At 32.3% G+C, this 12786-nt stretch carries 7 protein-coding genes and 1 pseudogene; 4 read left to right on the top strand and 4 right to left on the bottom strand.

All coding sequences use genetic code 11. From position 1 onward, the window contains the following. Positions 1-5101: pseudogene (locus tag ACH2CG_RS07775) on the bottom strand (hypothetical protein); the annotation flags it as partial. A 437-nt stretch (positions 5102-5538) separates the two neighbouring features. On the opposite strand from ACH2CG_RS07775, the gene ACH2CG_RS07770 reads away from it, so the two are divergent. The 4 genes from ACH2CG_RS07770 to ACH2CG_RS07755 are packed head-to-tail and all read left to right on the top strand — an operon-like array spanning position 5539 to position 10081. Further along, entirely contained in the window at positions 5539-6021 is a 483-nt protein-coding gene (locus ACH2CG_RS07770) for a SixA phosphatase family protein (RefSeq protein ID WP_395063872.1), read from the top strand. 2 nt (positions 6022-6023) lie between these two features. Beyond that, on the top strand, positions 6024-8144 hold the full coding sequence (ppk1, locus tag ACH2CG_RS07765; protein WP_395063870.1) for a polyphosphate kinase 1: 2121 nt from the start codon (positions 6024-6026) through the stop codon (positions 8142-8144). A 34-nt stretch (positions 8145-8178) separates the two neighbouring features. Next, complete coding sequence (locus tag ACH2CG_RS07760; protein WP_395063868.1) at positions 8179-9069, top strand: exopolyphosphatase; 891 nt, start codon at positions 8179-8181, stop codon at positions 9067-9069. A 10-nt stretch (positions 9070-9079) separates the two neighbouring features. Continuing rightward, a complete protein-coding gene (locus ACH2CG_RS07755; RefSeq protein ID WP_395063866.1) occupies positions 9080-10081 on the top strand; it encodes a proline iminopeptidase-family hydrolase in 1002 nt (333 codons plus the stop codon). A gap of 44 nt (positions 10082-10125) precedes the next feature. Here ACH2CG_RS07755 and ACH2CG_RS07750 read toward each other — a convergent pair whose 3' ends face one another. From ACH2CG_RS07750 to ACH2CG_RS07740, 3 genes are all read right to left on the bottom strand, one after another. After that, positions 10126-10731 (bottom strand): DNA polymerase III subunit gamma/tau, encoded by a 606-nt coding sequence (locus ACH2CG_RS07750; RefSeq protein WP_395063864.1) that lies wholly within the window; start codon positions 10729-10731, stop codon positions 10126-10128. Between the two features lie 98 nt (positions 10732-10829). After that, a complete protein-coding gene (gene dnaX / locus ACH2CG_RS07745; protein ID WP_395063862.1) occupies positions 10830-11912 on the bottom strand; it encodes a DNA polymerase III subunit gamma/tau in 1083 nt (360 codons plus the stop codon). 258 nt (positions 11913-12170) lie between these two features. Then, the gene (locus ACH2CG_RS07740; RefSeq protein ID WP_395063860.1) at positions 12171-12485 is read right to left on the bottom strand and encodes a hypothetical protein; all 315 of its coding nucleotides are present in this window, start codon (positions 12483-12485) and stop codon (positions 12171-12173) included. Between the last annotated feature and the right edge of the window lie 301 nt (positions 12486-12786).

Below are 12786 nucleotides of genomic sequence, written 5' to 3'. Positions count from 1 at the left end.
CAACATTCACTGAACCATTTGCAGGATTCAAAGTCACACCAGGATTCGTTGTAGATATTTGAGTTAAATTAACTGTTGCAAGCGTTGCAGGATTTCCGTTTAATGTATCATTAACTAATACATTCGGGAAGGATTGTCCACCAGTAGCTCCAACAATTGGAGTTCCGTTATCATTAACAGCATCGATATTTGCATTGTTAACAACTACCGTTACAGTTGCCGAATCACAATTGGTTGGATTTAATTTTTCGCATATTTGGTAGGTAACAACATACGAACCAGAAGCTGTTCCAGGCGCAACATTCACAGAACCATTTGCAGGGTTCAAAGTCACACCAGGATTAGTTGTAGATATTTGAGTTAAATTAACTGTTGCAAAAGTTGCAGGATTTCCGTTTAATGTATCATTTATTAATACATTCGGGAAGGATTGTCCACCAGTAGCTCCAACAATTGGAGTTCCGTTATCATTAACAGCATCGATAATTCCAACAGTAACAGGAATAGTTACAACAGCAGTATCGCAATTTGTTGGGTTGTTAGTTTCACAAATTTGGTAAGTAATAGTATAAATTCCAGCAGGAGTTCCAGCAGGAATTACTATAGTACCATTTGTAGTATTTATAGAAGGAACTAAACCACCATTAATTGGAGTTGCAGGAACAGTAACCGTAAGAATAACTTGATTAATTGCTACTAGATTTCCATTAATAGTATCAGGTCCGTTTCCATTATTTGTTAAAACATTACCTGCATTAGGATTTCCAATTGATCCATTCGTATCGGCAATAGTATCATTTACTGCATCAATAACAGTACATAACAAAGTACCACCACTACTGTTACTAGTATTAACAAATGCTCCATAAACGTTAATGTTATTTATAACACTAGCAAGTGAACCAACGCTAATTCTAATTTCATCAAAAGATTGAGTTGTAGCAAAACCTACATTATAGATTCCAGAAGCAGAAGGATTTATATAAATTAAACCAAGAACATTAAGATTTAATAATTGAGAACCATTTCTTGATTCACGAAATACTCCATTATTGTATGTGGATATTGTTAATGAATTGAATAAATTTAATTCTAATATAGTATTTAAATCTCTGATAGTAAATCCAGCAAAAGTTCCTGCAGGATAAGTAAACAATTGATCCGCAACTGCTATAGAACCTGATGCAGCTACACCAGCAGTAATTATAATTTGAGCAAAATCAGTTGTAGAAGCAGTAAGAACATTATTAGTGTTATTTACAGCACAAGCTACACAAGCTACACCATTTATTCCGCTTTTGCTTCCGTCAATTGTAACAGGAAAAGTAGGATTAGTTAAAGCATATGATTGATTACATTCTACATTTGTAGGACAGAATTTTTGAAAGACACCATTATAAACTTTAGTTGTTCCAAGAGTTACAGTAGCCAAATTAGTTAATGAAATTTTTACTTCATCAAAAGCTAGAGTTGTAACAAAACCTATGGTTTGTCTTGAACTACCAACAAGAAGACCTGTATTAACAGAAACTAAAGCTCCATTACCAATTTTAGTTTCTTGCTGAACACCATTTAAATAAGTTGTAATTCTAATAGAATCAAAAGCATTAACATTTAAAAGTGCTGTATTTTCTATATCAAAACCTGCAAATGAACCAGCAGGATAATCCGTAATTTGATCTTTAACAGAAATACTTCCGCTAGTTCCAACACTTGCTGTTAAATTAATTTGAGCAAAGTTAGTAGCATTAGTATCAATTAAATTTTCAGTAGTATCAACAGAACAAAGAACACATACTAAACCATTAATACCAGTATTTGCACCATTAACATACACTGGATATGTAGGCGCAGTAATAGCAACTTGAGTATTACAAGGAAGAGCTGGTCCAGCACAGAATTTTTCGAAAACTACATTAAAAACTTTAGTTGCTCCTAAATTAACACCTACAGTTTGATTAACTGATATTTGAACTTCATCAAAAGATTGTGTAGCTACAAAACCAATTTTATAACGACCAGTAGAATTTAATAAAGTACCATTAACTAAAAGATTATTTCCAGAGAATTGTTCTTTTAGTGTTCCATTTAAATAAGTTTTAATTTGAAGATTTCCAAGAGCAGCAACGCTAACAAGATTAGTGTTTTCAATTTCAAATCCTGCATAAGTTCCAGCTGGATAATCAGTAACTTGATCTTTTACAGCTAAACTTCCTGAACCAAGAACACCAACAAGTAAGTTGATAGTTGCAAAATCAGAAGTACTAGCAGTTAAAACATTTTCAGTGTTAGTAACACTACCAACACTTACACCAGAAATTCCAGTATGCGTATTTTCGATAGTTGTTGGAAACAAAGGATAATTCATTGCCGTTGGAACGTTACAGTCTAATGTAGGACCAGCACAATAATTAACAATTACTGGGTAATAAATATTTGTTGAAGTCAATGCTCCAACTAAACTTCCAATAGTAATTTCAATAGCATCAAATGATTGATTCGAATTAAAACCAACTACAAAATTACCCGGATTTGATAGTAAACTTAAATTAACTAGTGCACTACCAGTATAAGTTTCTCTTAAAGCGCCAGCAAGATAAGTTTTGATGGAAATATTGTTTAATAAATCAACCGATAAAAGTCCACCATTTGGAGCAATTCTGTATCCTGCAAAAGTACCTGCAACATAAGAAGTATTACCATCAGTAACTCTTAATCTATGAGTAACTCCAACACCAATTGCAGTTGAAGCAGTAGCAAAATTTGTAAGATCCGTATCAATTAACCTTCCAACATTTGACAAACCACAACCTAAAACACACAAACCATTAGTTGATGAGCTAGTTGTTAAGATGTCAAAAATAGTAGAAGTAAAAGGTATAGGATTTAGTGCATTACATGCAAGAACACCATCATTTACAGATATTGTAACTATTGCCGTATCACAGTTCGATGGGTTTATTATCTCGCATATTTGATAAGTTAAACTATAAACTCCATTGGGAGTTCCAGGAAGAACATTTACAGAACCGTTTGGATTTAAAGTCAAATTTGCATTTGGAGTAACAGTTGTCAATATCACATTTGAAGTGGTCGCTAGTACACCATTTAAAGTGTCATTAGTAAACACATTCAAAACATTAGTTTGACCTGTAACACCATTTATTGGTCCCGCTGAATCGTCTGTAGCATTAATCACTGCATTTACAGGAATTGGAGTACTGGTTGATGTATTATTACTCAAATTCGAATCTGTATTATTTCCTGTAATTGTAGCTGTATTAGCATAATTACCTGTCAATTTTACAGTAGCAACAATAATTAAGTTTGCATTAGCGCCATTTGTAAAAGCACCAATGGTCCAAACTCCTGTTGCACTATTAAAAGTTCCTACAGATGGAGTAGCACTAACTAAAGTATAACCAGTTGGTAAAATATCGGTTACAACAGCATTTGGTTCATTACTAATACCCAAATTGCTAGCTGCAATAGTAAATGTAACTGATCCACCAAGATTTGGTGAAGCATTATTTACTGTTTTTACAACTCTTAAATCGGAACAACCTTTGTAAATAGTTGTACTTACATTTGCGCTAGTTAAACCCCAACCCCAAGTATTTAATAAACGACCATTTCCAAAGTCATTACAAGTTACACCATCAGTTTCATTTGTTCCAATAGCTGGAGCAGGCATAACATTTGCAAAATTACCATCGCCACTCCAAGCACGTGTTGGACTCGGTGTGCCGTTTATAGAATTATTTAATCCTGTTCCAGTAGTATTATTATTTGGATCAGAACAATCAGTTCCTACGCTAGTTAAAGAACTATCATCCCAAAACATTTGAGAATTAGAAATTGCTGTTGGAGCTATTGATTGAACATTAAAACCATTTTTGTTTAACTCCGCATCATACATTGGTAAATTAAAACGTCCTGCCAAATAATTTAAAGTTAGTGTCATACTTGCTCCATCAGGAACAACTGCACCAAAACCATTTAATCCATTCCATGAAAAAGAATTGTTTCCAGCTGCGACTCCATAAGATTCTAAAATTACATCTTCTGTACCAGCTTGATATCCTGCAATTCCGTTTAAATTTATTACTAATCTAACATCTCCAGCATTTGCAATATTATAATTTATTAAATAAGGACCACAATTTGTAATTGTTGGTGTTAAAAAGGAAGGAGCTGATGGTAAAGAAGCCACAGGATATAAACTTGAATCTGGATTATTTAGAAATACTTTATAACCATTAGACAAGGCAGGTATTAAAGAAGTATTAATAGATTTTCTTGTAGTAGTGTAGGCACCAACAGGATTAACACCATAACTATTTACAGCAAGATTGTATGCAATTGGTTGAAATCCTGGACGGAAATCAACAAATAAAACAACTTGGTCAGCAGTATAAACATAAAAATTTGGCTCAGAGTTAGCTGTAACTAAATTTCCATAATTACTATCTACAGCTACAAATCCCCATTTATCACAATGAACGCGACCATTTTTCTTAACATTACTACTTGTTGCAACAGTCATATCAAACAATGCTCCAACAGCTCTATCAGCCGAAGTTGATAATGCAGTTACACCACCATCATTACTTCTATAAAACTCTATCCAGTGTTCACCAGCAACTGTTGGTGTAAATGTTAAAGGCGAATAACCTGTAGTTACACTTCCAATATTTGGACCAGCCAACGCCTGAGCATGAGTATCAATGCTACCTGCAGAACCTGCGGCATTGTTCCATAATCCAGTCATTACAACTGTACCACTCGGATTTTTAATCCTGTAATACAAGTTCGAAACTCTTGCTGGTATCCCAACAGAATATCCTCTCCAGTCAAAACCAAAATACATTTTTTCTGAAGATGCATTTGCAATATTAAAATAGATTCGATTGTCATCTCCAGCATTAAAATAGGATCCACTTTGTAAGTCAGGAGCACTAATTACAGCTGTAATATTAGCTGCATTTGGAGAAAGTGTAGGTGTACCTTCTGCAAATATTAACGACGAAAATGAAATCAATAAAAATGAAAGGATAAACTTAATCTTGTTTACTTTTTTCAATTGGGTAGTTGTTTGCATAATTATGATGCTTAGTTAATTTTTTTTCTGATTTGGACAATATCAAATACTTTTAAAATAGTTATCAACATTTGTCAACAATTTATTTCACATGCAAAAATAGATTGATATTTTTTTCTTCTATCATTTTGTCTATGAATAGCATTAAATCTCGTTTAAATACATTTTTTGTGTATTTTTAACTCGCAAAGTCTTATCAATATTGACTTTAGCTTTGTTTTTAAGTAGAATTAATTCTACTAATATTTATTTAATACTTTAAATATCCAAATCGGATTTTTTGTTTTAAATTTGGACTTTATCATCACAAATTATTCTTCGAAAGTAATTAGCATTTTTATATTTACCAAAAAAATAATCGATAAAGTGTATAAAATAACAGATAAATGACATATTTTGTTAATTATTGTATTTAATATCTTACATATAAAGTTTAAATGAAAAATTTAATTTTGATTCGTCATGCAAAATCTAGTTGGGATTTACCGATTGAAGATTTTAAAAGAGAAATAACATTGTCTGGAAAAGAAAAAACGATTAAAGTTGCACATAAAACAATTGATGATGTAAATTCTGATGCTATAATTTGGTGTAGTTATGCTACAAGAACGCAGCAAACGGCAAAAATATTTTTAGAAAACTGGCATCTAAATCAAAATTTAATCGAAATAAAAAAAGAGTTGTACACTTTTGATGCATCCAAATTGGAAGAAATTGTTAAATCTTGTTTAAATGATTGCCAAAAACTAATTCTTTTTGGTCATAATAGCGCCATTACAGATTTTGTTAATAAATTTGGAGATATTTACATAGAAAATGTGCCGACTTCTGGATTTGTTTCAATTATTTTTGATTGTGATAATTGGAGTGATATTAAAAAAGGCAAAACCAATAAAATTATAGTTCCAAGAGATATTTAATTATGATTAAAGAAAACAATTACAGATACATCGACAGAGAAAAAAGTTGGTTAACTTTCAACGCAAGGGTTTTACAAGAAGCAGCAGACGAATCGGTTCCTTTGTTGGACAGACTTCGCTTTTTAGGAATTTTTTCTAATAACCTAGATGAGTTTTTTAGAGTTAGATTTGCAGCTATCAGACGTCTTAGTCTAACTGGAAAAACAGGTGAAAAAGTACTTGGCGGAATCACTGCGCAACAATTAGTAAAAGACATCACCGATATTGTTATAAAGCAACAATCAGAAAGTTTGCGTATCCTTGAAATCATTGAAAAACAACTTGAAAAAGAAAATATTTTTATTGTTAATGAAGATCAACTCAATCAAGAGCATCAAAACTTTGTTCACGATTTATTTATTCAAAGTGTTAGTCCAGAATTAGTTACTATTATATTAAATGATTTGGCAGAATTTCCTTTATTGAAAGATACTGCCGGATATTTAGCCATTAAATTGGTAATGAAAACCGAAGAAAAAGCTAAAGTTTTAGGACTTGTAAAACCCAAGAAAGAAATTCGATATGCAATAATTGAAATTCCAAAGACAATTAATAGAATAGTCGTTTTACCTCAAATAGGTGAAAAGAAATACATAATGCTTCTTGATGATGTAATAAGATACAATTTAAGTAGTATTTTCAATATTTTTGATTACGAAAAAATATCAGCTCACATGATAAAAATTACTCGTGATGCGCAGCTAGATATAGATAGTGATATGAGTAAGAGTATGTTGCAAAAAATAGCAACTTCTGTAAAAGAGCGTAGAGTTGGTGAACCAGTGCGTTTTGTTTATGATTCAAAAATTGAGAAAGATACTTTAAATTTTTTTCTAAATAGAATGGGAATCGATGCTTCCGATAGTATAATTCCCGGTGGACGTTACCACAACAGACGTGATTATATGAATTTTCCAAATCTTGGCAGATACGATTTATTATACCAACAAAAAGCGCCTTTACCAGTTGAAGGTTTGTCGCTAGAAGGTAGTATTTTGACCAAAATTGCAAAAAAAGATTTTCTAATTTCGGCACCATATCAGTCGTTTTCGTATCTAATAAAGTTTTTGCGTGAAGCAGCTTTAGATCCAAAAGTGACTACTATAAAAATTACTTTGTACCGATTAGCAAAAAATTCTCAAATAATTAGTTCTCTTGTAAATGCGGCCAAAAATGGAAAACGTGTTGTGGTTCAAATCGAACTTCAAGCACGTTTCGATGAGGCAAGTAATATTTCTTATGCAGAGCAAATGCAGCAGGAAGGAATCGAACTTATTTTTGGTTTGAAAGGTTTAAAAGTGCACAGTAAAATTTGTTTGGTAGAACGAATTGAAGATGGAAAAATGAAACGATACGGATTCATTTCTACTGGAAACTTCAACGAATCTACCGCTAAAGTTTACACCGATGTTACACTTCTTACAAGTCATCAACAAATTTTAAAAGATGTTTCTAAGATTTTTGATTTTTTTGATATTAACTACAGATTACACAGATACAAGCATTTAATTGTTTCACCACATTATTCGCGATCCAAATTTTACAAACTTATAGACAGAGAAATTCATAATGCACAAGCAGGTAGACCAGCTTATATTAATTTAAAAATGAACAGTTTATCTGATTTTGAAATGATTGATAAATTGTATGATGCAAGTAATGCTGGAGTGAAAATGAAACTTCAAATACGAGGAATATGTTCATTAATTCCCGGTGTAAAAGGCATGAGCGAAAATATTGAAGCCATAAGTATTGTCGATAATTTCCTAGAACATTCACGAATTTTTATTTTTTGTAACGATAATAATCCTGACGTTTTCATATCATCAGCCGATTTTATGACTAGAAATCTTGATGGTAGAGTAGAAGTTAGTTGTCCTATTTATGATGAGGATATTAAAAAACAATTGATAGACAATTTTAACGTTGGATGGAAAGGAAATGTAAAAGCTCGTTACCATTCAGAAAAATTAGACAATAAATACAGAATTAGAAAAGAAGGAGAACCAGTTTTTAGAGCACAATTAGAAACGTACAATTACTATAAATCCTATCTAGAAATTCCCAAAGAAAATTTTTCATAAATTACAATAAAACCATAATTGCACCCAAAAATTAATGATTTCAATAAAAAAATATGCCGCGATTGATATTGGTTCCAATGCCATGCGATTGCTTATAACCAATATTGTAGAACAAGACGGAAAAGAAACGCAGTTCAATAAATCGGCTCTAATTCGAGTACCCATTCGTTTGGGACAAGACGCTTTTACTGTTGGTGAAATAACTCAAGAAAATATAGACAGAATGGTAGATGCCATGGAAGCTTTTCGCCTTTTAATGAAAGTTTACAAGGTCGAAAAATACAAAGCATGTGCCACTTCGGCAATGCGTGAAGCCTATAACGGAAAAGAAGTTACGGCTATAATCAAAGAGAAATCTCATATAGATATTGATATTATCGAAGGAAAAGTTGAAGCCGCAATAATTGCTTCTTCAGATTTGCACAGTTTCTTAACCACAGACAAAACCTATTTATATGTTGATGTTGGTGGTGGAAGTACTGAATTTTCTTTGTTTTCTGATGGAAAAATGATCAATTCTAAGTCCTTTAAAAACGGAACGGTTCGGTTACTAAATAATATGGTTAACGAAGTTGTGTGGATTGAAATTGAAAAATGGATTAAAACCAATTGCGAACCTTATGATGCAATTACATTAATAGGTTCGGGCGGAAACATTAATAAAATTCATAAACTTTCTGAAAAACACCAAGATAAACCATTGTCTTACGTATATTTAGCATCACAATACCAATATTTGAATTCGCTAACTTACGAACAAAGAATTGCCGAATTAGGATTGAATACCGATAGAGCCGATGTAATTATTCCGGCAACACAAATCTATCTTAACGCAATGAAATGGAGTGGAGCAAGACAAATTTATGTGCCAAAAATTGGACTTTCAGACGGAATTGTAAAAGCAATGTATTACGGTAGAATTTAATTTATAAAGTATGAAAAACTTCAAATTTCTTTTCGGATTAGCCCTTTTTTCTCTTTTTATTTCCTGCAAACAAGAAGAAAAAAACACTGAATATTTCAATTCTAATGAAACTGGAATTAAAATTGGTGGTGTCAAAATGATAACCATTGAAACACCAAAAGGGAAGTTTAAAGTTTGGACAAAACGATACGGAAACAATCCAAAAATAAAATTACTATTGTTAAATGGCGGACCAGGAATGAGTCACGAATACTTTGAATGTATGGAAAGTTTTCTTCCAAAAGAAGGTATCGAATTTATTTATTACGACCAGTTAGGAACTGGTTTTTCTGACAATCCAAACGATACTACAATGTGGGATTTGCCTAGATATGTTGAAGAAGTGGAGCAAGTTAGGGTTGCATTAAATCTTAATAAAGATAATTTTTATTTGTTAGGACATTCTTGGGGCGGAATTCTAGGAATGCAATATGCTTTAAAATACCAACAAAACATGAAGGGATTAATTGTCTCAAACATGATGGCAAGTTGTCCTAAATATGGCGAATATTCTAAAGTTTTAGAAAAACAAATGAATCCTGATGTGCTTAAAACCATCAAAGAATTAGAAGCTAAAAAAGACTATTCTAATCCAAAATATATGGAACTTTTAATGGCTAACTTTTACAACCAGCATATTTTAAGAAAACCTGTAAACCAATGGCCAGAACCAGTAAATAGAGCTTTTAGTAGATTAAATTCATCACTTTATATAACGATGCAAGGTCCAAGCGAACTAGGAATATCAGGAAAATTAACCAATTGGGATGTTTCTAAAGAATTAAAAAACATTACAATTCCAACATTAGTAGTAGGAGCAAAATACGACACTATGGATCCAGAATACATGAAATGGATGGCATCTCAATTCCCAAAAGGAACCTATTTATATTGTGCCAACGGAAGTCACATGAGTTTATACGACGACCAACAAACGTATATGAACGGATTGATTGGGTTTTTGAAGAAATAGAACACTAAAAATAAAAAAGGCGGTAAACATTTTTATAGCCTTTTTTAAACATCTAAATCAAACATCTTCTTCAAAACTTCCAAATTCGGATTAATTTCATTCAGTCGGTTATATTTATCTATTGCTGTAAAAGCCGTTTTACTTTTAATTCCTTCATTTACTATAACTTCAATACTAATATCGTGATTGTGCAAATGACCGCGTAAATAACCAAGAAGTTCTCCTTTTTCTTTCTCAAAATCAATCTTCGAACCTTCATTTGGTAACTCATAGATAATTTTAAAACCATCAAGTTTTGGGTCGCTAATTCGCAACAACGACGACATAATCATAAGTCCTTTATCAGTCAATCGTTGGGCATATTTAAACCAAAAATCCAGCATTTCAGTTTCTGTAAAAGCTTCCGTAGGAAAATGAACTTGTTCTTTTATAACTCCTTTTTGAGATTCAAGAAGTTCTTTCTTAGCACGAATACTAGATATCGATAAAGCCGAAACATTATTGGTTGCGAGTTTCGGGTTTCGGGTTTCGGGTTTTAATTCAGTTGCGATTTCAGCGTTTTGAATTTCGGGTTCTTTGATATTTTCCGATAAACTTTCATCTTTTATTTCAGAACTCGAAACTATTTTTGCAGAACTTTCAACTTGCAACTCGGAACTCGCAACTTCCTCAATATTTGAAATTTGGGGTTTTAAATTTGAGATTTCTTGTATCGAATAACTATTATTCCTATAATAAGTTGGTGGAATTATAAACTCAAGTTTTTTTTTTCTCCATCAAAGTTGATAGAGCACAATTGCATCAGTGTTAACTCAACAAGAAGGCGTTGATTTTGCGAAAGCTTAAATTTTAAATCACAATCATTTGCAATTTCAATTCCTTTCAACAAGAAATCTTGACTGCATTTTTGAGCTTGTTCGCCATATAATTTTTGTGCCTGCTCACCAGCTTCCAATAAAACTAAAGTCGCCGGATTTTTACAAACTAATAAATCTCTAAAGTGGCTTGCCAAACCTGCAATAAAATGATGTCCATCAAATCCTTTGGCTAAAATATCATTATAAGAAACCAAAATTTGCGGAATATTATTTTCCAAAATCAAATCGGTAATCTTTATATAAGTCTCATAATCAAGTACATTCAGATTTTCGGTTACCGCTTGTCTCGTTAAGTTATTGCCGCAATAAGAAACAACTCTATCAAAAATTGACAAAGCATCACGCATCGCACCATCAGCTTTTTGAGCAATAATATGCAACGCATCGTCTTCGCAAATTACACCTTGACTTGCAGCAACTTCTGCCAAATGTTCTTTAGCATCTTTAACCGTAATTCGCTTAAAATCAAATATTTGACAACGTGATAATATCGTCGGAATAATTTTATGCTTTTCTGTAGTAGCAAGTATAAAAATGGCGTGTTTTGGCGGTTCTTCCAATGTTTTCAAAAAAGCATTAAAAGCTGCCGATGACAACATGTGCACCTCGTCAATAATATAAACTTTATACTGACCAGTTTGTGGCGGAATTCGAACTTGATCAATCAAACTACGAATATCATCCACAGAATTGTTCGATGCAGCATCCAATTCAAACACATTAAATGCAAAATCCTCATTTGGATCGTCATAACCAGGTTGGTTAATTTTTCTCGCCAAAATTCGTGCACAAGTAGTTTTCCCAACACCTCTCGGACCAGTAAACAATAGGGCAGACGCCAAGTGATTGGTTTCTATAGCATTCAACAAAGTGTTGGTAATAGCCTGTTGACCCACAACATCTTTAAACGTTTGCGGACGGTATTTACGAGCTGATACTACAAATTGTTCCATAGAATTTTATTGGAATACAAATATAGATTTAAAATAATCAATTTCAAAAATCAAATGCAATAACAATTCAAAAAAACAAATTCTTTTTTTCAAGAAGCTATTTCCAGCTTTCCATTCCAAGATTTTTTGCAAAAAACTTTTTTTGTAAGGCATAAAAAGAGCTTCTATGGTCGCTTTTTTATACCAACAAAAAATAGTTTTTTACTAAAAAATGCTTTCCATTGCAATCTGGGCTAGTCAAGTACTAACGTTCAAGTACTAAATACTTTCAAGATTTTGGTTACCTTTTATAGTCAATTCGTTCAAAACCATAGCAGCACTTTTTTCAGTAAAAGCCGATAATCCTGCAACAAAAACACCTTTTTCTCCAGTACTAGATTTTATTCCATAAACCGTTGCTTCATCTCCAGGATCACTATCGCCTTCATATCTATATATATGTACAATTTCAAAATCATCTGGACTATTAATAATTCTATTCTCCTGAATATTAAAATCTACAGTAAATCCCTTTTCAGCCAATTCTTCTAAAGCCTTGCTAACCGTTGCGTAGTGGTACATGTGACGATCCATTTTATTTTATTTTTAAGATGAATATAAATTTACAACTGTTTAAAAAATAATACATTACACAATTATTGGTTAAAGTTGTAATTTTATGGACCATTTTCTAGTTGCTAATTGTTTACATTTGCACCGCAGACCGCCTTATCGCTTGTTAGCAATAGCAAGAGGAAAGTCCGGACACCAAAGAGTAGTATAGCGGATAACATCCGTCGGTTCAAGAAATTGAATTGCAAAAAGAAAAAGTAAAACCAAATTTGTTGGTAAAAACTATTCTCGATGATTTTCATTTGGCTTATCCAAATGTAGA

Source organism: Flavobacterium sp. (assembly GCF_043778725.1).
Lineage (GTDB): Bacteria > Bacteroidota > Bacteroidia > Flavobacteriales > Flavobacteriaceae > Flavobacterium.
This window is presented reverse-complemented; position numbering and strand designations above follow the sequence as displayed.